We start from the raw sequence: 22,600 nt of genomic DNA, 5'->3' as shown, positions 1-22,600 counted from the left end.
ATGGCATGGGTCCAGACATGCCGCAGCGCCCGGCAACAAGTCTCCTTGTCATCGGGCACCGCGGCACAACTGTGTACAACCAAGCGTACGAATGATCGCGTCAGGACGCGAGCACTTCGTCGAGGAGGGCCTCGGCCTTGTCCTCGTTGGTGTTCTCGGCGAGCGCGAGCTCGCTCACCAGAATCTGACGCGCCTTCGCGAGCATGCGCTTCTCACCGGCGGAGAGCCCACGCTCACGCTCACGACGCCACAGGTCACGCACAACTTCGGCGACCTTGATGACATCGCCAGAAGCGAGCTTTTCCAGATTTGCCTTGTAGCGCCGGGACCAGTTCGTCGGCTCTTCTGCGTACGGTGCACGAAGCACCTCGAAGACCCGGTCCAGCCCGTCCTGGCCGACTACGTCGCGAACGCCCACGAACTCCGCGTTGTCCGCAGGTACGCGAACAGTCAGGTCACCCTGCGCGACCTTGAGCACCAAGTAGGTCTTGTCCACGCCTTTGATCTGGCGAGTTTCGATAGCCTCGATCAGCGCGGCCCCGTGATGGGGATAGACCACGGTGTCGCCAACCTTGAACGTCATGTGACAGGTACCCCTTCCGTGGCTATCCAGGGTAACACGAGAATCGACCGTTATGAATGGCGTTTTCGCAGGTCAGGGCCCATCTCAGGGCTTGACAACAGCGACAGGAACGTGCTGCGGGAGGCTCTCGCAAGGGGGTATTCGCAGGTCGGAGGGGCTGCGCGGACCGGGCGAAACGGCTACGTTACACCCGCCCGCGAGGCGCGACGATGTGGCGTACGTCCCGTTTTGACGGTTTCCAAGGTGGGAAACCGAACTACTCCGTTCGACTGGCGGCCACCCGTACGGGGTCCGTTCCGGCCCAATCCGGAATTGATCACGAGCACCGGTCACGAGCGGTGTTCGATGAAATCCGGAAATTGATCACCCGAGCCGCGCCGGCCTTTGCGAGCGGGCCTTTTGCGAATGGAAGATCACCCGGCCCCGGCGGGGCGGCGGCGGAACCGGCCGGGGGCGGGGCGTGTTCCCCGCCGGAGCCCGGCCGGGGCCCGGCTCCACACTGCGGAGGGTCGGGTGCGGGGGCGGGGCGGCGGCTCGGTAACCTAAGCGCGCTGACACATCCTTAGAGCGGCTTTACTTCGCCGCTCCGAGGCGTCCACCCTTCCGTTCCGTACGTCCAAGGAGTTGCCTCCCCCGTGAGCCGCAGCCTTCGACGCGGCGCCCTCGCCGCCACCGCCGCCGCCTTCTCGCTCGTCTCGCTGGGCGCCTGCGCCGCGGGTCACGACGCGCCGACCCTCCAGGTGAAGCCGGACAACGCCGCCGTCACCAAGGGCGACATCAAGGTCCAGAACGCTCTGGTGATCACCCAGGAGAAGGACAAGAAGGGCCCGGCCGCGGTCTCCGCGACGGTGTTCAACAACGGCACCAAGGAGCAGACGCTCGACGCCATCACCCTTCCGGGCGGCAAGGCCGTCGTGACGCTGAAGCCCGCGGGCAGCGGCTCCAAGGTGGTCATCCCGGCCGGCGGCTCCGTCGTCCTGGGCGGCGCGGGCAACGCCTCCGCCCTGATCGCGGACGGCGCGGACGTCGTGGACGGCAACGTCCAGAAGATCGTCTTCCAGCTGAGCACCACGGGCGACGTCGCGCTCGACGGCTTCGTCGTCCCGGCCACGGGCATGTACGAGGCCTACGGCCCGACCGCCGCCCCGGCCGTCCCGGGTGCCAGCCCGTCCGGCAGCCCCGCGGCCTCCCCCTCCGGCAGCCCCTCGGGCTCGCCCTCCGGTTCCCCCTCGGCCCCGGTCTCGGGCAGCCCCTCGGGATCCCCCTCCGGGTCCGCCTCCACCGGTCACTGAGGCGCGAAGCACCGTACGCAACGGGAACGGCCCCCGTCCGCATCGAGCGGACGGGGGCCGTTCCCGTGTTCCGGGTCCGTTTTCCGGGCCGGTTTACGGGCCGGTTTACGGGCCGGTTTACGGCTCGAACTTGTAGCCGAGGCCACGGACCGTGACCAGGTAGCGCGGGGCGCCCGGGTCCGGCTCGATCTTGGCGCGCAGGCGCTTCACGTGGACGTCGAGGGTCTTGGTGTCGCCGACGTAGTCGGCGCCCCAGACCCGGTCGATGAGCTGCATGCGGGTCAGCACGCGGCCCGCGTTGCGCAGCAGCATCTCCAGCAGGTCGAACTCCTTCAGCGGGAGGTCCACCTTGGCTCCGGCGACGGTGACCACGTGGCGGTCGACGTCCATCCGGACGGGGCCCGCTTCCAGGGCCGCCGGGGTGACCTCTTCCGGCTCGCCGCGGCGGCGCAGGACCGCGCGGATGCGGGCGACCAGCTCCCGGGAGGAGAAGGGCTTGGTGACGTAGTCATCGGCTCCTATCTCCAGCCCGACGACCTTGTCGATCTCGCTGTCCTTGGCGGTCACCATGATCACGGGGACGTTGGAGCGGCCGCGCAGCTGCCGGCAGACCTCCGTGCCGGGCAGGCCGGGCAGCATCAGGTCGAGGAGGACGAGGTCGGCGCCGTTGCGCTCGAACTCGTCGAGCCCGTCGGGCCCGGTCGCGGCGATCGCGACCTCGAAGCCCTCCTTGCGGAGCATGTAGGACAGGGCGTCGCTGAAGGATTCCTCATCCTCGACGACGAGCACTCGGGTCACGGAAGGACCTCCGGGGCAGGGATGGCTGGTGCGGTGTGAGGTTCGAGCTGGGGGTGGGCGGGTGCGGAGGCCGTCGCCGGGGCCGGCGCGGCTGCTTCGGGGAGTCGCAGGGTGAACGTGGAACCCTGGCCCTCCGAGCTCCAGACCGACACCTCCCCGCCGTGCGAAGCCGCTACGTGCTTCACGATCGCAAGGCCCAGGCCGGTTCCTCCCGTGGCGCGGGAGCGGGCCGGGTCCACACGGTAGAAGCGTTCGAAGATGCGCTCGCGGTCCTTTTCCGGGATGCCGATGCCCTGGTCGGTCACGGCTATCTCGATCAAGTCTCCACCCGGCGCGGTCACCCGGCGCGCGGCGATGCCGACGCGGGTGCGGGCGGGGCTGTAGTTGACGGCGTTCTCGACCAGGTTTCCGAGGGCGGCCGCGAGCTGCCCCCGGTTGCCCCATACCCGCAGGTCGGCGGTGCCGCCGGCGGCCATGGTGATCTGTTTCGCGGAGGCCGTGTGGCGGCAGCGGTCTATGGCCTCGGCCACGAGCGTGTCCACGCGGACGGGCTCCGCGTCCTCCAGGGGATCGTCGTTCTGTACCCGGGAGAGGTCGATGAGTTCTTGTACGAGGTTGATCAGGCGGGTGGCCTCGATCTGCATGCGGCCGGCGAAGCGGTGCACGGCCTCGGGGTCGTCCGAGGCGTCCATGACGGCCTCGGAGAGCAGGGAGATCGCGCCGACCGGGGTCTTGAGCTCGTGCGAGACGTTCGCGACGAAGTCGCGGCGGACGGCCTCGATGCGGCGGGCCTCGGTGAGGTCCTCCACGAGGAGGAGCACGAGGCGGGAGCCGAGCGGGGCGACGCGCGCCGAGACGGCGAGCGCCTCGCCGCGGCCGGTGCCGCGCCGGGGCAGGTCGAGCTCGACCTGGCGTATCTCCCCGTCGCGCCGGGTGTCGCGGGCCATGTGGAGCATGGGTTCCACGGCGAGCTTGCCGCCGCGGACCAGGCCGAGGGCATATGCCGCCGAGCTGGCCTTGACCACCGCGTCCCCCTCGTCGAGCACGACGGCGGAGGAGCGGAGTACGGAGAGGACGGTGTCCACTCCGGGTGGGAGCACCGCGTTGATGTCGGGGCGCATGGAGCTCCGGGTGGGGCGGGCTTGGTCGCGCTCGCTCCAGCGGAACGCCAGCATCGCGATCACACCGGTGCAAAGACCGGCGATCGCTGCAGCTGCGGCGACCGCCGCGTTCACGTCCATGACTCCAGGTTAAGCAGGCCGGAGGACACTTCCACAGCCGTTCGGGTGGCAGCTCGAACAGTCGTCGCCCAGAGTTCACCCTGACGACCGTGCTGATTCACTTGGGATGCCGGAGTCGGTCGCGTTCGGGGGTCACCGTGGCAACGTGGGGCCGATGGCCGCACCGGCCCGCTTCCGGGCAGTACTTGCAGTAGGCAGTAGTAGGTCGTAGTAGGTCGAGAGAGGGACACGAGACATGCGTGACGCGTACCACGAGGAACTGGACTCGATCGGTGAAGGCCTGGTCGAAATGGCCCGGCTGGTCGGCTCCGCCATCGGGCGGGCCACGACCTCCATGCTCGACGCCGACCTGAAGCTCGCCGAGAGCGTCATCGCCGCCGACCAGAAAGTGGACGACCTCCAGCACGACCTGGAGGCCCGTGCCATCGCGCTGCTCGCGCGCCAGCAGCCGGTCGCCACCGACCTGCGCATCGTCGTCACCTCGCTGCGCATGAGCGCCGACCTGGAGCGCTCCGGCGACCTGGCGCAGCACGTGGCCAAGCTCGCCCGGCTCCGCTTCCCGGACACGGCGGTCCCGCGCGACCTGCACGCGACCATCCTGGAGATGGGGCAGCTCGCGCAGCGGCTGATGGCGAAGGCGGCCGAGGTCATCATCACGAAGGACGTCGACCTGGCGCTCCAGCTGGAGCAGGACGACGACGAGATGGACCAGCTGCACCGCACGCTGTTCCAGCACCTGATGGACGACCGCTGGAAGCACGGCATCGAGACGGCGGTCGACGTGACCCTGCTGGGCCGCTACTACGAGCGCTTCGCGGACCACGCGGTGTCGGTCGCCAAGCGCGTGGTCTACCTGGTGACGGGCGAGCACGCCGACGAGCTCCAGGCCCCCACGCAGGTCGAAGGCGTCTGACCCGGGACCGGGCCGACGCCCGGGGCCGGGCCGGTGCGGGAGCCGGGGCCGTGACAGGTGAGGGAGCCGGGGCTGGATCAACAACGAGCCCCCAATGCGCCGTTGACGCGGGGGCCGGGCTGGGCATGAATGAGGCGAAGGCACAACGCCTACGAGGAGGATCCATGCCCGATTCCCCCGTCCCCATCACCCCGGAGCAGGAAGCGCAGCCCCCGGAGGGCCTGCGCCTGCGTTTGCCCCTGCTCGCGGCCTGCGGCTGCGGCTCGGGCTGCGGCTGCGGCTGCCAGTCCGGCGCCCCCTGCCAGTGCGGCGGCTGAGGCCGCCCGCCTGGTCATCCGTGAGCGAAGGGCCCCGTCCGACAACCGTCGGCCGGGGCCCTTCGCGTGCGGTGACCGGCGGGGGCGGCAGGGCAGCGCCGGCCGGACGGGACCGGTCGGGCGGGGCCCGGATCGCGCACCGATGAGTTTCCCCCGCCGCGCCGGTCTGTCCGCCGGAGACCGACGCACGGAAGGCTGGCGCCATGAGGAAACTGATCTACGGCATGAACGTGTCCCTGGACGGCTACATCGCCGCGCCCGGCGACGACATCGGCTGGGGCGTGCCGAGCGACGAGCTGTTCCGGTTCTGGTCCGACCAGTTGCAGGCCACCGAGCTGACGCTGTACGGGCGCAGGCTGTGGCAGACGATGAGCTCCCACTGGCCGACCGGCGACCAGCGGCCCGGCGCCACCCCGGCGGAGAGCGAGTTCGCGCGCCGCTGGCGGGACATGCCGAAGGTGGTGTTCTCCTCGACGATCGAGGAGGTCGACTGGAACACCCGCCTGGTCACCGGCGACGCGGTCGCCGAGATCGCCCGGCTCAAGGCCGAGGACGGCGGCCCCGTAGACATCGGCGGTGCGAAGCTCGCCGGGGCGGCCATGCGGGCCGGGCTGATCGACGAGTACGTACTGGCCACCGTGCCGGTCCTGGTGGGCGGCGGCACGCCGTTCTTCACGGCGCTGGACACCCGGGTGGACCTCAGCCTGGTGGAGACCCGGACGCTTCCCGGCGGCGTGCTCCTGACCAGGTACGCGACGAGGCGCTGAGCGCCCGTCCTGCGCCCGGGCGCAGGACGGGCGCAGGACAGACGAATGCCCCCGGCCCGCACCGTGTGCGCGGGCCGGGGGCATGACCGCCGTGGCTGTTACTTCTTGCCCTGGTTCTTGACGGCCTCGATGGCGGCCGCCGCGGCGTCCGGGTCGAGGTAGGTGCCGCCCGGGTTGAGGGGCTTGAAGTCGGCGTCCAGCTCGTAGGAGAGCGGGATGCCGGTCGGGATGTTCAGGCCCGCGATGTCGGCGTCGGAGACCCCGTCGAGGTGCTTGACCAGCGCGCGCAGGGAGTTGCCGTGCGCGGCGACCAGGACGGTGTGGCCGTCCAGCAGGTCCGGGACGATCGAGTCGTACCAGTACGGGAGCATGCGGACGACGACGTCCTTGAGGCACTCCGTGCGCGGGCGCAGCTCCGGCGGGATGGAGGCGTAGCGCGGGTCACCGGACTGCGAGAACTCCGTGCCGTCTTCGAGCGCCGGCGGCGGGGTGTCGTACGAGCGGCGCCACAGCATGAACTGCTCCTCGCCGAACTCGGCGAGGGTCTGGGCCTTGTCCTTGCCCTGGAGGGCGCCGTAGTGGCGCTCGTTCAGGCGCCAGGAGCGGTGGACGGGGATCCAGTGGCGGTCGGCGGCCTCCAGCGCGAGCTGGGAGGTGCGGATCGCACGCTTCTGGAGGGACGTGTGAACCACGTCGGGGAGAAGTCCGGCGTCCTTCAGGAGTTCGCCACCGCGGACTGCCTCCTTCTCGCCCTTCTCGTTGAGATTGACGTCCACCCAGCCGGTGAACAGGTTCTTCGCGTTCCATTCGCTCTCGCCGTGGCGGAGGAGGATCAGCTTGTACGGTGCGTCGGCCATGCGTACGAGCCTAATGGACACACCCGCCCCCTCGCGCGCGGTGTGTACGGCATGCGGGACGGTCCCCCGATTGACGCCGGCCGTCAATCCAGTGGCTCCGGACGACTGCTGTCCGTAGGGTCCGAACGAGTAGAGGGACGCTTACATCTCGGGGGGATTCCGTATGTCCGTTGCCAGTCTGAGGCGGGCGGCCCGCGAGAGCGTGGCGGGTCTGCCCCGGGAGTTCTGGTGGCTCTGGACGAGCACGCTGGTCAACAGGCTCGGGGCCTTCGTCGCCACATTCATGACCTTGTACCTGACCCTGGAGCGGGGCTATTCGGCCTCCTTCGTGGGACTTGTGGTGGCTCTCCACGGGCTCGGCGGTGTGGTGTCCTCGCTGGTCGCCGGGGTGCTCACGGACCGGCTGGGCCGGCGGCCCACGCTGATGGCGGCGCAGGCGTCGACCGCGTTCTCGGTGGCGCTGCTCGGGTTCATGGAGCATCCGGCGGCGATCGCGGCGGTGGCGCTGCTGGTCGGCATGACCTCCAATGCCTCGCGGCCGGCGGTGCAGGCGATGATGGCCGACATCGTCCGTCCGCAGGACCGGGTACGGGCCTTCGCGCTGAACTACTGGGCCATCAACCTCGGCTTCGCCGTCAGTTCGACCGTGGCGGGCTTCGTCGCGGAGTACAGCTACCTGGCCGGGTTCCTCGGCGAGGCGGCCCTGACGCTGCTCTGCGCGGTGCTCGTCTACCTCAAGCTGCCGGAGTCCCGGCCGGAGCGGACGGCGGCGGAGAAGGCGGCCGCCGAGCCGGAGATCGGGCTGGGGACGGTGCTGCGGGACGGGCGGTTCATGGGGGTGGTCGGGCTGTCGTTCCTGATCTCGTTGATCTTCATGCAGGGCTCGTTCGGGCTGCCGCTGGCGATGGGCGCGGCCGGGTTCTCCACCGTCGACTACGGGCTGGTCTCCGCCGTGAACGGCGTGCTGATCGTGGTGCTGCAGATCCCGGTCACCCGGTTCATCGAGCACCGAGATCCGCAGAAGCTGCTGGTGATCTCGGCGCTGCTGGCCGGGTACGGGTTCGGGCTGACGGCCTTCGGCGGTTCGGTGTGGAGCCTGGCGCTGACCGTCTGCGTGTGGACGCTGGCCGAGATCGTCAACTCCCCGACCCAGATGGGCCTGGTCGCGCGGCTCTCCCCGACGCACGGGCGCGGCCGCTACCAGGGCATGTACACGATGTCGTGGGCGGTGGCCTCGCTGATCGCGCCGCTGATGGCGGGCTTCGCGATCGAGCACTTCGGCGCGGCCTGGCTGTGGGGTGCGACGGCGGTGCTGGGGACGGTGGCCGCGGCGGGCTACTGGCTGCTGATGCGGGGGCTCCCTGCCGGGGAGCCGGGGACGGGGACGGGCACGGGAACGGGCGCCTCCCCCCGAGCCGCCGGCGCGGCGGAGCCGGTCTCGGCGGTGCCCGCCCCGGCGGCGGCCGTCACCCCTGATGCCGCCGGGGTCTGAGGGCGGAGCTGGACCGTGTCAGCCCGACGGCTGCGTCAGGTTCTTGAAGGCGTCCAGGTTGCGCGTGGACTCGCCCCGCGAGACCCGCCATTCGTACTCCCGCCGGATCGCGCTCGCGAAACCCAGCTCCAGCAGGGTGTTGAAGGCCCCGTCCGCGGCCTCCAGGACCGTGCCGAGGAGCCGGTCGAGGTCGTCGGGGGTGATCACCGAGAGGGGGAGGCGGGCCGTCAGGTAGACGTCGCCGAGCGCGTCCACCGCGTAGGCCATGCCGTAGAGCTTGAGGTTGCGCTCCAGCAGCCACCGGTGGACGCCGGCCTCGTTCTCGTCCGGGTGGCGGATCACGAAGGCGTTGACCGACAGGGAGTGCTTCCCGGCCTTGAGCGAGCAGGTGGTGCTCAGCTTGCGGGTGCCGGGGAGCTGGACCACGTACGAGCCCGGCGCCGGGCTCTCCCAGCTCAGTTCCGCGCCGGTCAGCGTCGCTTCGATGATCCTGCGGTGCTCAGCGTCAGCCATGGTGGGAGCGTACGTGACGGCGGTGATCGTGCATCGCCCCCGTGTACACGTCCGCGGTGCCGCTCGCGGCGGTGTCCCAGCCGAAGAACTGCGCGTGCCGCGCGGCCGCCGCGCCCATCCGGTCCGACAGCCCCGGCTCGTCCACGAAGCGCCGTAGCTGACGGGCGTAGTCCACCGGATCGTGGCCGGGTACGAGGATGCCCGTCACCCCGTCCTTGACGGCGACGGGCAGCCCGCCGACGGCCGCGGCCAGCACCGGCGTGCCGGTGGCCTGCGCCTCTATGGCGACCAGCCCGAAGGACTCGTTGTACGAGGGCATGACCAGCACGGACGCCGCCCGGAACCAGTCCGCGAGCGCGTCCTGCGCCACCGGGGGGTGGAAGTGCACGAGGTCCGCGATGCCGAGCTTCGCGGCGAGCTTCTGCAGCCCCTCGGGCTTCGCGAGCCCGCTGCCGCTCGGCCCGCCGACGACGGGCACGAACAGCCGGGCGCGCAGCCCCGGCTCCCGGTCGACCAGCTCCGCGACGGCCCGCAGCAGGATGTCGGGGGCCTTGAGCGGCTGGATGCGGCCCGCGAAGAGCGGGATGACGGCGTCCTGCGGCAGCCCGAGGCGGGCGCGGGCGGCGGCGCGGCCGTCGCCGACGGTGAAGCGTTCCAGGTTCACGCCGGGGTGGACGACGGCGACCTTGCCGGGGTCGGCCGCGTAGTGGCGGACCAGCTCGTCGGCTTCCTCGGCGGTGTTCGCGATGAGCCGGTCGGCGGCGTCGACGATCTGCGTCTCGCCGATGACCCGGGCGGCGGGCTCGGGGGTGTCGCCCTCGGCGAGCGCCGCGTTCTTGACCTTGGCCATGGTGTGCATGGCGTGCACGAGCGGGACGCCCCAGCGCTCGGCGGCGAGCCAGCCGACGTGGCCGGAGAGCCAGTAGTGGGAGTGGACCAGGTCGTAGTAGCCGGGGCGGTGTCCGGCCCAGGCCTGCATGACCCCGTGGGTGAAGGCGCACAGCTGGGCCGGCAGCTCTTCCTTGGCGAGACCCTCGTACGGGCCCGCGTCCACGTGCCGTACGAGGACTCCGGGCGCGAGCTCGACCACGGGCGGCAGGCCGCCGGTGGTGGCCCGGGTGAAGATCTCGACCTCGATGTTGATCGCGGCGAGGCGCCGGGCCAGCTCCACGATGTAGACGTTCATCCCGCCGGCGTCGCCGGTGCCCGGCTGGTGCAGCGGTGAGGTGTGCACGCTGAGCATGGCGACGCGGCGCGGTTTGCGGTGGCCGCCGACCGCGGCGGGCAGGCGCAGGCGGGGCGGCTCGTGGCGGGTGCCGGAACGGGCCGCGGAGAAGCGGCCGCCGATGCTGCCGCCGATGCGGGACACGTACTGGCTCAAGGGAGCAGTTCCTCTCGCTCGGCGGCATGACGCGGAGAGCGCTGTGGGCGCTCTTCTAGGAGTGCAACCCGAACGGCCGTCCCCCGCATTCCGGGACCGCCGTTTTTCCTGCCCCCGACCCGGATTTTTATCGCGCGGGAGCGCTCCGCTTACTCTCTGCACATGGCCTCCCGCTCCACCCCTCCCCCTCGTCGCCCCGTCGGCACGGTGACCCGCGGGACGACGAACCCGAACCGCCTGCGCCGCATGGACCGCTGGATCGCGGCCACGCACGGGGCGGCGCTGCGGCGCGCGGACGACCCCGTCGCGGTGGACCTCGGCTACGGGGCCGCGCCCTGGACCGCGGTGGAACTGCTGGCGCGGCTGCGGGAGGCGGCTCCGCGGGTGCGGGTGGTCGGCATCGAGATCGAGCCGGCCCGGGTGGCGGGCGCCGAGCCGTACGAGCGGGAGGGCCTGAGCTTCCGGCACGGCGGCTTCGAGGTGCCGCTGGACGGCGGGGTCCGGCCGGCGCTGATCCGGGCGGCGAACGTGCTGCGCCAGTACGACGAGGAGCAGGTCGGGGCGGTGTGGGAGCGCTTGTGTTCCCGGCTGGCCCCCGACGGGCTGCTCGTGGAGGGGACCTGCGACGAGATCGGGCGGCGGCACGTATGGGTCGCGCTCGGGCCCGAAGGGGCGCGCACGGTGACCTTCGCGACCCGGCTGGGCTCCCTGGAGCGCCCCTCCGACCTGGCGGAGCGGCTGCCGAAGGCGCTGATCCACCGCAACGTGCCGGGCGAGCCGGTGCACGCGTTCCTGCGCGACTTCGACCGGGCGTGGGCGGCGGCGGCTCCGTACGCCTCCTACGGGGCGCGCCAGCGGTGGATCCGGACGGCGCGGGCGCTGTCCGGGGACTGGCCGCTGGCGGACGGTCCGGTGCGGTGGCGCCAGGGGGAACTCACGGTGCGGTGGGAAGCGTTGAGGCCTTCGGGGTGACTGCTGGGGCATGCGGGGTGACGGCTGGAGGCCTGAGGGGTGACTGCTGGGGTCTGCGGGGTGACCGGGGCGGCGGGCCGGGACCGGCGGAACTGCCGGGCCCACAGGGGCTGCGGGGGCGATCGGGACGCATCGGATGGATATCCACAAGGGTGTTGGAATTCACCGACTCGTGGCACCATCCCGAAGGAATCACAAGTTACTGACGATTAGTCAATCCGGTGTCTGGGGGGACCATGAGGAAACGACGACGGGGTTCGATCGCCCTCACTCTGCTCTGCGCGATGGCGCTGCTGTCCGCGCCCGGCGCACTGGCCGGCACCGCCTTCGCCGCACCTGAGCCCCAGACGGGCAAGTCCCTGGAGCAGGTCCGCAAGGACATAGAGGGGCTCTACCGCGAGGCCGGCACGGCCACGGACGCCTACAACCTCGCGGAGAGCGAGGCCAAGACGCAGTCCGACAAGATCGTGGAGATCGCCAACCTGGTCCTCGCGGGCCAGGACCGCATCACCGCACTGAAGGGCCGCGCGGGCGCCGCCGCCCGCGCCCAGTACCGCTCGGGCGGGCTGCCGCCCGGCGCGCGGCTGGCCCTGAGCAACAACCCGACGCAGTTCCTGAACGGCAACGACCGGCTGCGCCAGGGCGAGAAGGCCACCTCGGACCTGCTCTCCGAACTGAACCGGACCCAGACCGACTTGCAGCAGTACGCCCGGGACGCGACCGCGCACTGGGAGACCCTGGAGGCCAACCGGGTCAAGCAGGAAGCCGCCAAGAAGCAGGTCGAGGAAAAGATCAAGGCGGCGGAGGAGCTCGAGAGCAAGCTGGAGGCCGAGCAGAAGGCCCGGCTGCTGGAGCTGGAGGCGGAAGCCCAGCGCAAGGCGCAGAGCGACTGGCTGTCCACCGGCGCGATGACCGGCGCCACGGGCGCGGCGGCCACCGACGCGGGCAAGCGGGCCGTGCAGTTCGCGGTCGCCCAGATGGGGAAGCCGTACGTGTGGGGCGCGGAGGGACCCGGTTCGTACGACTGCTCCGGGCTGACCTCCCAGGCCTGGCTCGCGGCGGGCAAGGCGATCCCGCGCACCTCGCAGGAGCAGCTGCGGCTGCCGAAGGTCGCGATCAAGGACATGCGGCCGGGCGACCTGATCATCTACTTCGACGACGCGAGCCACGTCGCGATGTACGTCGGGGGCGGCGCGATGGTCCACGCCCCGCGCCCCGGCCGCAACGTCACCATGGCGGGCGCGGGCTCGATGCCGATCAAGGCCGTGGTCCGGCCGGACGCGTAGCGGCGGGCCGGTCGCCGGCACGGGCGGCGCGCCGGGACGGGCCGCACACCGGGACATATCGCGCTTCAGGGGCGGCCCGTCACCGGCGGAAGGACGTCTCGGTGGGCGGGATCCCGGAGCCCCGCGCCGTGACGTTCGTCATTCGTCGACACGGACTTTCCCACCCGATAACGGCATATGCCGGAGCCCCGCACCGGACCCGCCATTCCGCTTCCCCCGTCCCGCGGCTAGGGTCGCCGGACGAGCGAACCCCCGAGGGGGCGGGAAGGAACCGGAGACGATGCCCGTACCCGTACCGCGGCAGAGGGACATCCCGAGCACCGAGAGCGGTCCGGGCGCCATGTCGTCGCTCACCCTGCTGGTGATCGAGGACGACCCCGCCGGCGGCCTCACCGTCCCCGAGATCCTCGACGCCGACGGCCACCGCATCCGGCTGCGCAGCGCCCGCAACCTCACGGAGGCGGCCCGGCTGCTCACCCCGGACGTGAACTGCGTCCTGCTCGACCTCTCGCTCCCGCACGGCCCGGGCGCCGGTGCCGGGTCCGGATCCGGGTCCGGGTCCGGGTCCGGGTCCGGATCCGGGTCCGGATCCGGCGCGGGGGACGCCGCCGATCCGTTCGCCGCGCTGCGCCAGGTGCTCCGCATCGCCCCGCGGCACGCCGTGCTCGTGCTCACCTCCGAGGAGGAAGCGGAGCGCGCCGCGGAGGCCGTACGGGTGGGGGCCCAGGACTTCCTGTTCCGCGACGAGCTCGACGGGCGGCTGCTCAGCCGCGCCATCCGCTACGCCGTGGAGAGAAAACGGGCGGACATCGCCCAGTACAAGCTTGCAGAATCGAAACTGCGGGCACAGGAGAACGCCCGGCTGGAACGCGGCCTGCTCCCGCACCCGCTCCTGGAGGGCTCCGACCTCCGCTTCGCCGCCCGCTACCGCCCCGGCCGCAGCCGCGCACTCCTCGGCGGGGACTTCTACGACACCGTCCGCACCCCCGACGGCACCGTCCACGCGATGATCGGCGACGTCTGCGGGCACGGCCCGGACGAAGCCGCCCTCGGCGTCGAGCTGCGCATCGCCTGGCGGGCGCTGACCCTGGCCGGCCTGAGCGGGGACGACCTGCTCGCCACCCTCCAGGAGGTCCTCGAAGTCGAGCGCCCCTGCGAGGAGATCTTCGCGACGCTGTGCACGGTGGACATCGCCCCGGACGGCCGGCGCGCGGGCCTGTGCCTGGCGGGCCATCCGGCCCCGCTGATCTCCCGCCCGGGCCGCCCCGCGCGGCTGCTCCCGTACGAGAACAGCGGCCCGGCGCTCGGCCTGCTGCCCCGGGCCCGCTGGCCGCGCCGCCAGGTGGAGCTGGGCGGCACGTGGAGCCTGATGCTCTACACCGACGGCCTGATCGAGGGCAGGATCGGGCCGGGCAAGGAACGGCTGGGGCAGGACGGGATGGTCGAGATGATCAACCGCCACCTGGCCGACGGGCTGAGCGGCGAAGGCCTGCTCGAAGCCTCCGTGACCGAGGCCCGCCGGCTCAACGGCGGGGAGCTGACGGACGACGTCGCCGTCGTCCTGCTCTCCCGCGCCGAGGGCTGATGGCCGGGGGGACTCCCCCGCCCAGCGTCTCCCGCCTCCGGCTAGCGTCCGCCGTTGTAGGGCCCGTACGGCCCGTCACTGCTGCTGCCGCCGCGCCGGCCGCCACCGCCACCACCGCCGGAGACCTGCTTGAGCGCGGGGCGCACGTCGACGAAGAAGACGATGCTCGCGACCAGTCCGGCGATCTGCAGGAAGAGCATCCCGAGGAAGAAGTCCACGACCACGGTGATGCCGAGGATGACCAGCCAGAAGGTCTTGGTCTGCTTCCCGGCCGCCCGGTACGCGTCCTCGCGCGCGGTGACCGCCAGCACGAAGGCCACCACGGCGAGCCCGAGCATGGCGTATCCGAGCAGCGGAAGCACTCCCTGATCGAACCCGTTCATCAACATCGTCTGACCGCCTTCTCACGCCTCGCTCGCCGGATGCCGCCTGCCTCCACGCTACCGGCAGAGCCTCTTTCCCAAACCACAACGGACCGGACGCCCCGCGGGTGCCCGGTCCGTCACGTGGACATCAGCTCTCGTCGGCCGTCTCCGCGACGGGCTCGGCGGCGGCCTTCTTGGCCGCGGCCTTGCGCGCCGGGGCTTTCTTCGGCGCGGGCTCGGCGGCGGACTCCGCCACCGGCTCGGCAGCCACCGGCTCGGCGGCTTCCGGCTCCACGACCACGGCGATGTCGACGATCTCCTCGGAGACCTCGCCGCGCCAGGCCCGTACGGTCTGCTCACCGTGCTCGGCGACCTTGTCGTAGGCCTCCTTGGCCTTGACCGCGTACTCGGCGGCCACGCCGACCCCGCGCAGCGCCAGGTCCTGGGCAGTCTCGCCGATCTTCTTCGCGTCGATCGCGCCGAGCACCTCGGCGACCGTGGCGGTGACCGCCTCCTGCGCCTCCTTGGCCTTCCCCTTGGCCTTCTCCTGCACGGCCTTCGGGTCGGTGTTCTTCACGGCCTCGATGCGCGCGGGGGCCTCGGCGCGCAGCTGCTCGATCAGCCCGGGCACCTTCTTGGCCTGCTGCACGGCGAGGTCGGCGGTGCCGGCGGCGAAGTAGAGGGGGGTCGGGTCGGTGAGGGTCTTCTTCAGGTCATCGGCGATGGCCATGTGGTGGTCCTCCCGGATCACGGTCTCGATGCGTGCGTACTCGTCACTCGTACTCGTAACTCGTACTCGTACTCGGTTCGTGCGTGTTCAGCTCGCGGGATGCGTCCCGGCATCGCCCTCGGCAGCGGCTTCCGCTTCCGCGTCGCCCCCGGCCTTCGCTTCGGCCTTCGCTTCGGCCTTCACCTCGGCCTCGGCGGCGTTCTCCTTGCGGAAGGACTCGTAGATCTGGAGCAGCACCTGCTTCTGCTGCTCGCTGATCGACGGATCTGCGAGGATCGCGGCCCTCGTCTCGACGGCGTCCCGGTCCCGCTCGTCCAGGATTCCGGCCTGCACGTACAGCGTCTCGGCGGAGATCCGCAGCGCCTTGGCGAGCTGCTGCAGGATGTCCGCGCTCGGCTTGCGCAGCCCGCGTTCGATCTGACTGAGGTACGGATTCGACACCCCCGCCGCATCGGCCAGCTGCCGCAGCGAAAGCTGCGCCTGCCGCCGCTGCTCGCGCAGGTACTCGCCGAGGTTGCCGACGTTGAGCGATGCCATGCCCCGATCCTGCCGCACCTTGCTAACTATTGCAAGCAGCTGCTTGCAATAACTCCCACCCTCGCCGGGCGACGGCGCAACCGGTGGCCCCCGGCTACGGGGCCTGCGCGATGATCACCGTCGCGTAGTACTCCTCCGAGGACACCGCGTGCACCGACAGGCCCGCTGCCGTCAGGGCCGAGGCGGTGACCGGGGACTGGCGGGTGCTCGTCTCGATCAGCAGGGTGCCGCCCGGTGCGAGCCAGGGCGGGGCGCCGGCGGCCACCCGGCGGTGTACGTCCAGGCCGTCCGCGCCGCCGTCCAGGGAGACGGGCGGCTCGTGGTCGCGGGCCTCCGCCGGCAGCAGGCCGATCTCCCCGGTCGGCACGTACGGGGCGTTGACCACCAGGACGTCGACCCGGCCCCGGAGCCCCGCGGGCAGGGCCGCGTAGAGGTCGCCCTCCCAGACCCGGCCGCCGTACGGGGCCAGGTTGCGCCGGGCGTAGGCGAGCGCGGCCGGGTCGATGTCCGCCGCGTGCAGCTCGGCACCCGGCACCTGCGCGGCAACGGCGGCGCCCAGCGCGCCCACCCCGCAGCACAGGTCCACGATCACCGCGCCGGGCCGGGCCGCCTCCACCGCCTCCCGCGCGAGGAACTCGCTGCGCCGGCGCGGCACGAAGGCCCCCTCGCCGACGGCCATCCGCAACCCGCAGAACTCCGCCCAGCCGACGACGTGTTCCAGCGGCTCGCCCGCCACCCGCCGGGCCACCAGCCCCTCCAGGTGCCCCGCGTCCTCGGCGGCGGCCGTCAGCAGCTCCGCCTCCTCCTCCGCGAAGACGCAGCCGGCCGCCCGCAGGGTCTCCACCAGTGTCGCCACCACGTACCTCAGCCCTCGTGTTTCCAGTTTCCGGTCCGGCGCTCAGAAGATGTCCGGGCACCACGGCCGGCGCGCCGTGCGGAACGCCGCGTCCGCGAGCGCCAGCGCCCCCGGGCGCTCCTCCGTGATCGCGCCGAGCGCCCCCAGCCGCACCGCCGACGCGTCGCCCAGGTACAGCGATCCCAGTGTGCCCACGTCCAGGCGCAGGTCGGCCGGCTCCTCCGTGCGTACGCAGTCCCCCGCGCCCGTGTCCAGCCGGTAGCGGCCGCCCGCGGGACCGGTGGTGTCGACGACCTCCAGGACGAGGACCCCGGGCACGGCGTACGTCCGCGCGCCGAGGGCCCGTACGACGTCCAGCACCCGCACCCACAGCAGGTCCGACGAGGTCAGCATCCGGGCGGCGCGCGCGTCGGGCAGCAGCCCGGTGACGAGGTCGTCGGGGGCGCGGTAGCCGGTGCGGACCTTCACCACCCAGTCGATGGAGCAGACGAAGTACCACAGCGCCCGCTCCGCTTCCGGGGTCAGGGCGAGCAACTGCCGTACCTGCACTGTGTTGTGCGGCACCTTGGCGTCGGTCCAGTGGTCGTCGCCGGTGTACCGGACCAGCCCGGTCACCTCACCCTGCGCGGTCCGGTACACCGCGTGGAAGGACGGCGTGTACGGGTTGTGCGAGAGCGCCTCCGCGCCCGTGGCCACGCTCCACCAGCGGGCGTCGCGGCTCACCAGACCCGGGGTCAGCGCGCGCAGCCGCTCGTGCAGGACCGGGCCCAGCTCCCGTACCTCGGCCTCGTCCACGAGGTCGATCCGCGCGCCGCCCCCGGGGACGGCGGCGCGCGGCCCGAGCCCCGTGCGCGGCAGGTCGATCTCCCACTCCGCGATGGAGGTGGCGGGCCCGTAGCCGTACCGCCCGTAGATGGGGTACTCGGCGGCGATCAGCGTCGACAGCACGTCACCGCGCGCGTGGGCGGCGGTGAACTCGGCGGCCATCATCCGGCTCAGCAGGCCCTGGCGGCGGTGCGTGGGCATCACGGACACGTTCGTGACGGCGCTCGACGGGACGAACCCCCCGCCGGGCACCGTGAGTTCCTGCGGGAAGGAGCGGAAGCACGCCACGCACCGGCCGGTGTCCGCGTCGAACGCGCCCTGCGTCCGGGCGAAGTCGAGGGTCTCGGTCAGCAGCGCCAGGTCCGCGGCCGTGCCGCGCGACGCGTTCAGGAAACCGGCGCGCTGAGCGCGCAGCCAGTCGGGAAGCTCGGATGCGGCGATGGGCCGGACGTCAGCACTCATAGCGGCCCACGCTAATCGGCCCGGCCCGCCCCGTCGCCCGGATTTCCCGCGGGCCCCCGCCCGGCACCGCTCCCGGCCGCCCGGCGCCTCCACCGACCGCCCGGCCCGCTCAGGCCAGCAGGTCGTCCACCTGGGCCTCGCCCTCCCGGTAGCGCCGGGTGATCTCCGCGCTGCAGTCGTCGGCCGTGCGCTGGAGCTGCTGCCGGCGCCGCGAGACCTGCTGCTCGTAGCGCACCAACCGGCCCATGCCCTCGTGGAGTTCCTCGTCCGTGCGCGCACCGAGGTCCGACAGCTCCACGTCGGAGAGCATCTCGGCCGCCAGCAGCCGGTACTCCTCCCCGTGCGGGGTGCCGAGCGTGACGTGCCGGGCGGAGGCGCTGCGGCTGGAGGGGGCGTCCGCGAGGATCTCCGAGAGCCGGTCCACCACCGGCGCCTCGGGGTCCGTACGCCGGGCGAGCTCGGCGCGCAGGATGTCGATGCGGCCCTGGAGCAGCCGGCGTACGTAGCTCAGGTCGGCCTCGTCGCGCTGCGCGTCGCGGCGCAGTCCGCGCAGCTCCGGCAGGCCGAGCGCGGTGGTAGCCGTCGCGGGGGCGTCCGAGGCCCCGGTCCGCTGTGCGGGCGGTCGCGGCGCCGTGGTCTCGGCGGCCGCCGCGGATGGCGCGGGTGTGACGGGCGCGCCGGGGCCCACGGGTCCGATGGGCGTGATGGGCGCAGAAGCAGGTGCGGAGGTACCAGAAGTATTCATGCGTTCGTGTCCGTCCCCTCGACCGGTGCTGGGGGCACCGCCTGCGTGCATCGTGCCACTCCGCGTGGTCCCCACGCAGTCCCACTCCACCCGATCGGCCCCGGACGGGTGCAAGCCTGGTACACAGGTGGTATGCGAGCAGTGGTGCAGAGGGTGGACGGCGCGAGCGTCGTGGTGGCCGGCGAGACCGTCGGGGAGATCGTCGGGGAGGGGCTGTGCGTCCTGGTGGGGGTGACCCACGACGACACCCCGGAGAAGGCGGAGCTGCTGGCGCGCAAGCTCTGGTCCGTGCGGATCCTGGAGGCCGAGAAGTCCTGCAGCGACGTGGACGCGCCGCTGCTGGTGATCTCCCAGTTCACCCTCTACGGAGACGCCCGCAAGGGCCGGCGTCCCACGTGGAACGCGGCCGCGGGCGGGGCCTTCGCCGAGCCGCTCGTGGACGAGGTCGTGGCGCAGCTGCGGGCGCTGGGTGCGACGGTGGAGACGGGCCGGTTCGGTGCGGACATGCGCGTCTCGCTGACCAACCACGGCCCGTTCACCATCGTCATCGACATCTAGCGACCGCTACGGCGCTACGACGACCTCCTGCGCGGCGGCCGTCTTGCCCACCAGCAGCGGGGCGTCCACCGGGACGTTGCGCTTGACCAGTGCGAGCGCGATCGGGCCCAGCTCGTGGTGGCGGACCGAGGTGGTCACGAAGCCCAGCTGGCGGCCCTCCTCCCCGTCCGCGGCGAGCCGTACGGGCGCGCCGTGCGCGGGGAGCAGCACCTCGGAGCCGTCCAGGTGCAGGAAAACCAGCCGGCGCGGCGGCTTCCCCAGGTTGTGGACGCGGGCGACGGTCTCCTGGCCGCGGTAGCAGCCCTTCTGCAGGTGCACGGCGGTACCGATCCAGCCGAGCTCGTGCGGGATGGTGCGGTGGTCGGTCTCCAGGCCGAGCCGCGGCCGGTGCGCCTCGACGCGCAGGGCCTCGTAGGCGAGCAGTCCGGCGACGGGGCCGTGGGAGCCGGCGAAGGCCTCCAGCCCGTCGCGCGGCAGGAACACGTCGCGGCCGTACGGCGTCTCCCGTACGGCGAGTTCCTTGGGGACCTCGGCGATGGAGCCGGCCGGCAGGTGCACGACGGCGAACTCGGCGGTCCGGTCGGCGACTTCCACCCGGTAGAAGAAGATCATCGACTCCAGGTAGGCGATCAGCGCCTCCTGGGTGCCGGGCTCGACGTGCATCCACATCGTCTCGCCGTCGTCGACGAGGTAGAGCGCGTGCTCGATGTGGCCGTTCGCGGAGAGGATCAGCGCCTCGGTGGCCTCGCCGGCCGGGAGCGCGGTGACGTGCTGAGTGATCAGCAGGTGCAGCCAGCTCAGCCGGTCGGAGCCGGTGACGGTGACGACCCCGCGGTGGGAGAGGTCGACGAAGCCGCGGCCGTCGGCGAGTGCGCGCTGTTCGCCGTACAGCTCTCCGTAGTGGGCGGCGACGCCCTCGTCGCGGCCTTCGGCCTGGACGGCGCCGGGGAGATGGAGCAAGGGGCTGCTGGTCATGCCACCAGCCTACGACCCTGGCCCGGGCGGACCTAGGGGCGCCTTGCCTACGGGGCCTGGTGGTGCTTGGCGGCGCAGTTCTTGCAGCGGCCGAAGATCGCGAAGTGCTTCATGTCGGTCTCGAAGCCGAAGGTGTCGCGGAGCTTGGCGGTGAAGTCGGCGGCGATGTCCACGTCCGCCTCGATGACCTCGGTGCAGTCGCGGCAGACCAGGTGGATGTGGTGGTGCCGGTCGGCGAGGTGGTAGGTGGGGGCTCCGTGCCCGAGGTGGGCGTGCGAGACGAGCTTCAGCTCCTCCAGGAGCTCCAGCGTGCGGTAGACCGTGGAGATGTTGACCCCGGAGGCCGTCTTGCGCACCTCGACGAGGATCTCGTCCGGGGTGGCGTGCTCCAGGGCGTCCACTGCTTCCAGCACGAGCTGGCGCTGCGGGGTCAGGCGGTATCCGCGCTGGCGCAGGTCGCTCTTCCAGTCGCCGCCTTCGGCGGCGGCGAGGTTCTCGGTGCTGTCGGTGGTCACCACCCGGCCAGTGTAGGCCTCGGGTCCGCCGGAGGGGAGCGGGGAGGCGGGCGGGAAAGCGCCGGTGGTGGGAAGGCCCCGGGCGGGAAGGCGCCGGGAGGTAAGACGCCGGGGGTATGGCGCCGGGAGGTACCGCGCCGCGCACATGCGGGAGCCCCCGGCGGCCGGGGCGGCCGGGGGCTCCTGCGTGCGTACGGGCTCGGCCGCGGTCCGGCCGCGGTCTAGCGGTCTAGCGGTCTAGCGGAAGAAGGCGATGCCGTCGTCCGGCATGTCCGGGAGGTTGCGCGCCATCTCCGCGACCTCCTCGGGCGTGACGACCTTCTTCAGCTGGGCCGACATGTAGGGGCGCAGCTCCACCTCGGGGGTGGCCTTCTCGCCGACCCACATGAGGTCGCTCTTCACGTAGCCGTAGAGCCGCTTGCCGCCGCTGTACGGGCCGGAGGCCGCGGTGCGGGCCACCGCGTCGGTGACGACGTCGATCTGCGGCTTCTTGTCGGCGAGCTCGCCGTACCAGACCTCGACGACGCCCTGGTCGCGGACCATGACGATCTCGACCTTGCGGTCCTTGTCGATGCGCCAGTAGCCCGACTCGGACTCCAGCGGCCGCACCTTGTTGCCCTCGGCGTCGAGCACCCAGGTGTGGGAGGTGTACTCCAGGAAGTCCCGGCCGTCGTGGCTGAAGACGACTTCCTGGCCGAAGTTGCACTTCTCCTCACCGGGGAAGTCGAAGACGCCTGCGCCCTCCCAGTTCCCAAGGAGGAAGGCGAGGGGGACGAGGCCCGGGTTCAGGTCGGACGGGATCTGGATCATGAATGGCTGCTCAGCTCAGGCGATCTGTGGGAGGGGTTCCGGTATCCGGGGCGGTCGGCGGCAGATCCGAGGGGATCAGCGCTGGCCCTGGTAGAGCTTCTTCACGGCCAGTCCGGAGAAGGCGAGGACGCCGACGCAGACCAGGACCAGCAGGGAGGTGAAGACTGCCTCAAGCACGGGGTGCTCCTCGGAGTTCTTAAGGGTTTCAGGGTGGCGTTACGGGGCCGGTCCCCAAGCCTACTGGCCTGGGGACCGGGGCACCGTGTGAGGTAGGCCGTACGCGGGGCCGCCGGGCGTCGCCCCGGGTCAGCGCAGCAGCTGGTGCTGCAGGACCACCGTCTGGTGGAAGGGAACGACTCCCACCTCGCCCTTGCGGGTCTGCGTGACGACGGCCTGGATGTCGCCGGACTGCAGGCAGCCGACCCTCACCTGCTGGTCCCCCGTGGGCTTGGCCTCCTGGTACAGGGACACGTCGCTGGTGTTTCCCTGCGTGGCGTATCCGGAGGTCCGGTTCCCCAGGTCGGTGCGCTGCGTGGACTTGACCTTGGCCCACACGGAGTCGGCCTCCAGCACCAGGGCGTCGCTCAGCCCCATGGATACCTTGCAGCCGGTGAAGGCGTCGGCGAAGCCCGACGAGTGGAAGCGGAGCAGGTAGATGCGGGTGCGCGTGCCGTCCGGGGTGGTCCAGCCGCGGGCGACGATCTGGCGCAGCCCCTCGTTCGCGAGGTCCGCCCTCATCTTGTCGCGGAGGATGTCCTGGTACTCCGACAGGAAGGTGTCGACGGTCACCGCCTCGTCCTTCTCCAGCTTCAGCGTGGAGTCGGGCGTGGATCCGGTGGGCGGCGGCAGCAGCAGCTGGGTCAGGCCCGCGTAGTGGATGCCCGCCGGGTTGTCCTTGGCGAAGGGCACGGCCGCGCCCGCCGGAAGCTGCGGCTTGGACAGCGCCGGGTAGACCCATCGCCCGTCGGACTTGGTGGACAGCCCGGGGATGTCCGTGCGCTCGGGCCGGGCGACTCCGTACGCGACGCCGGCGCCGACGGTGGCGAAGACGAGCACGGCGGCGGTCCAGCGCAGTGCGGCGAACAGCTTGCGGCGGTCCTTGGGCGCGGCGGCGGGTTCCGGGCCCGGGGCCGGGGCCGGGGCCGGGGCCGGGGCCGGGGCCGGGGCCGGGGCCGGGGCCGGGGCCGGGGCCGGGGCCGGGGCCGGGGCCGGGGCCGGGGCCGGG

Annotated in this window: 25 protein-coding genes; 9 read left to right on the top strand and 16 right to left on the bottom strand. The window is 72.0% G+C overall.

The features are described from left to right. Positions 1–100 precede the first annotated feature (100 nt). Entirely contained in the window at positions 101–583 is a 483-nt protein-coding gene (locus ACIA8F_RS34500; RefSeq protein WP_003953493.1) for a CarD family transcriptional regulator, read from the bottom strand. A gap of 635 nt (positions 584–1,218) precedes the next feature. Between ACIA8F_RS34500 and ACIA8F_RS34495 the strand changes: the two genes are divergently transcribed. Then, positions 1,219–1,875 (top strand): DUF461 domain-containing protein, encoded by a 657-nt coding sequence (locus ACIA8F_RS34495; protein ID WP_399384822.1) that lies wholly within the window; start codon positions 1,219–1,221, stop codon positions 1,873–1,875. 117 nt (positions 1,876–1,992) lie between these two features. Here ACIA8F_RS34495 and ACIA8F_RS34490 read toward each other — a convergent pair whose 3' ends face one another. Both ACIA8F_RS34490 and ACIA8F_RS34485 read right to left on the bottom strand, forming a co-directional pair. Then, positions 1,993–2,673 carry a response regulator transcription factor gene (locus tag ACIA8F_RS34490; RefSeq protein ID WP_007265514.1) on the bottom strand — a complete coding sequence of 227 codons (681 nt, stop codon included), beginning with the start codon at positions 2,671–2,673 and terminating at the stop codon, positions 1,993–1,995. Further along, complete coding sequence (locus ACIA8F_RS34485) at positions 2,670–3,914, bottom strand: cell wall metabolism sensor histidine kinase WalK (protein WP_274548321.1); 1,245 nt, start codon at positions 3,912–3,914, stop codon at positions 2,670–2,672. Before ACIA8F_RS34485 ends, ACIA8F_RS34490 begins: the two co-directional genes overlap by 4 nt. A 235-nt stretch (positions 3,915–4,149) precedes the next feature. On the opposite strand from ACIA8F_RS34485, the gene phoU reads away from it, so the two are divergent. The 3 genes from phoU (at position 4,150) to ACIA8F_RS34470 (ending at position 5,911) form a co-directional block, all read left to right on the top strand. Then, positions 4,150–4,827: a phosphate signaling complex protein PhoU gene (gene phoU / locus ACIA8F_RS34480; RefSeq protein ID WP_030858619.1), complete on the top strand. Its 678-nt coding sequence runs from the start codon at positions 4,150–4,152 to the stop codon at positions 4,825–4,827. A 164-nt stretch (positions 4,828–4,991) separates the two neighbouring features. Further along, positions 4,992–5,144, top strand: a complete 153-nt coding sequence (locus ACIA8F_RS34475) for a hypothetical protein (protein ID WP_243339483.1) — start codon at positions 4,992–4,994, stop codon at positions 5,142–5,144. A 203-nt stretch (positions 5,145–5,347) separates the two neighbouring features. Continuing rightward, on the top strand, positions 5,348–5,911 hold the full coding sequence (locus ACIA8F_RS34470; protein ID WP_399384820.1) for a dihydrofolate reductase family protein: 564 nt from the start codon (positions 5,348–5,350) through the stop codon (positions 5,909–5,911). A gap of 98 nt (positions 5,912–6,009) precedes the next feature. On the opposite strand, the gene ACIA8F_RS34465 is transcribed toward ACIA8F_RS34470, so the two are convergent. After that, positions 6,010–6,768 (bottom strand): phosphoglyceromutase, encoded by a 759-nt coding sequence (locus ACIA8F_RS34465; protein ID WP_399384819.1) that lies wholly within the window; start codon positions 6,766–6,768, stop codon positions 6,010–6,012. Positions 6,769–6,931: 163 nt separating this feature from the next. Here ACIA8F_RS34465 and ACIA8F_RS34460 point away from each other — a divergent pair, with 163 nt between their 5' ends. Next, positions 6,932–8,260 (top strand): MDR family MFS transporter, encoded by a 1,329-nt coding sequence (locus tag ACIA8F_RS34460; RefSeq protein WP_399384817.1) that lies wholly within the window; start codon positions 6,932–6,934, stop codon positions 8,258–8,260. A gap of 18 nt (positions 8,261–8,278) precedes the next feature. Here ACIA8F_RS34460 and ACIA8F_RS34455 read toward each other — a convergent pair whose 3' ends face one another. Both ACIA8F_RS34455 and mshA read right to left on the bottom strand, forming a co-directional pair. Beyond that, on the bottom strand, positions 8,279–8,773 hold the full coding sequence (locus ACIA8F_RS34455) for a YbjN domain-containing protein (protein ID WP_399384816.1): 495 nt from the start codon (positions 8,771–8,773) through the stop codon (positions 8,279–8,281). Next, a complete protein-coding gene (mshA, locus tag ACIA8F_RS34450) occupies positions 8,766–10,154 on the bottom strand; it encodes a D-inositol-3-phosphate glycosyltransferase (protein ID WP_399384814.1) in 1,389 nt (462 codons plus the stop codon). The genes ACIA8F_RS34455 and mshA overlap by 8 nt, the downstream gene beginning before the upstream one ends. A 162-nt stretch (positions 10,155–10,316) precedes the next feature. On the opposite strand from mshA, the gene ACIA8F_RS34445 reads away from it, so the two are divergent. The 3 genes from ACIA8F_RS34445 (at position 10,317) to ACIA8F_RS34435 (ending at position 13,997) form a co-directional block, all read left to right on the top strand. Then, positions 10,317–11,126, top strand: coding sequence for a class I SAM-dependent methyltransferase (locus ACIA8F_RS34445; RefSeq protein ID WP_399384812.1), 810 nt, complete (start codon positions 10,317–10,319; stop codon positions 11,124–11,126). 236 nt (positions 11,127–11,362) lie between these two features. Then, positions 11,363–12,412, top strand: a complete 1,050-nt coding sequence (locus ACIA8F_RS34440) for an NlpC/P60 family protein (RefSeq protein ID WP_399384811.1) — start codon at positions 11,363–11,365, stop codon at positions 12,410–12,412. A gap of 280 nt (positions 12,413–12,692) precedes the next feature. Continuing rightward, the gene (locus ACIA8F_RS34435) at positions 12,693–13,997 is read left to right on the top strand and encodes a PP2C family protein-serine/threonine phosphatase (RefSeq protein WP_399384809.1); all 1,305 of its coding nucleotides are present in this window, start codon (positions 12,693–12,695) and stop codon (positions 13,995–13,997) included. 41 nt (positions 13,998–14,038) lie between these two features. On the opposite strand, the gene ACIA8F_RS34430 is transcribed toward ACIA8F_RS34435, so the two are convergent. The 6 genes from ACIA8F_RS34430 to ACIA8F_RS34405 all read right to left on the bottom strand — a co-directional run bounded on the left by ACIA8F_RS34430 (position 14,039) and on the right by ACIA8F_RS34405 (position 18,517). Further along, positions 14,039–14,386, bottom strand: coding sequence for a DUF2516 family protein (locus tag ACIA8F_RS34430; RefSeq protein WP_399384808.1), 348 nt, complete (start codon positions 14,384–14,386; stop codon positions 14,039–14,041). A gap of 124 nt (positions 14,387–14,510) precedes the next feature. Further along, on the bottom strand, positions 14,511–15,092 hold the full coding sequence (locus tag ACIA8F_RS34425; protein ID WP_399384806.1) for a hypothetical protein: 582 nt from the start codon (positions 15,090–15,092) through the stop codon (positions 14,511–14,513). An 87-nt stretch (positions 15,093–15,179) separates the two neighbouring features. Next, on the bottom strand, positions 15,180–15,629 hold the full coding sequence (locus ACIA8F_RS34420) for a helix-turn-helix domain-containing protein (protein ID WP_399384804.1): 450 nt from the start codon (positions 15,627–15,629) through the stop codon (positions 15,180–15,182). Between the two features lie 94 nt (positions 15,630–15,723). Next, positions 15,724–16,488 carry a putative protein N(5)-glutamine methyltransferase gene (locus tag ACIA8F_RS34415; RefSeq protein ID WP_399384803.1) on the bottom strand — a complete coding sequence of 255 codons (765 nt, stop codon included), beginning with the start codon at positions 16,486–16,488 and terminating at the stop codon, positions 15,724–15,726. A gap of 39 nt (positions 16,489–16,527) precedes the next feature. Next, positions 16,528–17,772 (bottom strand): GNAT family N-acetyltransferase, encoded by a 1,245-nt coding sequence (locus ACIA8F_RS34410; protein ID WP_399384801.1) that lies wholly within the window; start codon positions 17,770–17,772, stop codon positions 16,528–16,530. A gap of 109 nt (positions 17,773–17,881) precedes the next feature. Beyond that, positions 17,882–18,517: an AmfC protein gene (locus ACIA8F_RS34405; RefSeq protein WP_399384799.1), complete on the bottom strand. Its 636-nt coding sequence runs from the start codon at positions 18,515–18,517 to the stop codon at positions 17,882–17,884. 132 nt (positions 18,518–18,649) lie between these two features. Here ACIA8F_RS34405 and dtd point away from each other — a divergent pair, with 132 nt between their 5' ends. Further along, a complete protein-coding gene (gene dtd, locus ACIA8F_RS34400) occupies positions 18,650–19,075 on the top strand; it encodes a D-aminoacyl-tRNA deacylase (RefSeq protein WP_399384797.1) in 426 nt (141 codons plus the stop codon). Positions 19,076–19,081: 6 nt separating this feature from the next. Here dtd and ACIA8F_RS34395 read toward each other — a convergent pair whose 3' ends face one another. The 4 genes from ACIA8F_RS34395 to ACIA8F_RS34380 form a co-directional block, all read right to left on the bottom strand. Beyond that, positions 19,082–20,050 (bottom strand): YgfZ/GcvT domain-containing protein, encoded by a 969-nt coding sequence (locus ACIA8F_RS34395; RefSeq protein WP_399384796.1) that lies wholly within the window; start codon positions 20,048–20,050, stop codon positions 19,082–19,084. 47 nt (positions 20,051–20,097) lie between these two features. Then, on the bottom strand, positions 20,098–20,568 hold the full coding sequence (locus ACIA8F_RS34390) for a Fur family transcriptional regulator (protein ID WP_399384794.1): 471 nt from the start codon (positions 20,566–20,568) through the stop codon (positions 20,098–20,100). A gap of 234 nt (positions 20,569–20,802) precedes the next feature. After that, a complete protein-coding gene (locus ACIA8F_RS34385; protein WP_250744595.1) occupies positions 20,803–21,375 on the bottom strand; it encodes an FABP family protein in 573 nt (190 codons plus the stop codon). 306 nt (positions 21,376–21,681) lie between these two features. Beyond that, positions 21,682–22,600: hypothetical protein (locus ACIA8F_RS34380; protein WP_399384793.1), on the bottom strand; the 919-nt coding region annotated here is incomplete at its 5' end.

Origin of the sequence: Streptomyces sp. NPDC051563, from assembly GCF_044454225.1 — a bacterium.
GTDB lineage: Bacteria > Actinomycetota > Actinomycetes > Streptomycetales > Streptomycetaceae > Streptomyces.
Note: the sequence above shows the minus strand (reverse complement) of the source record. Positions and strands in the feature narration are given on the sequence as shown.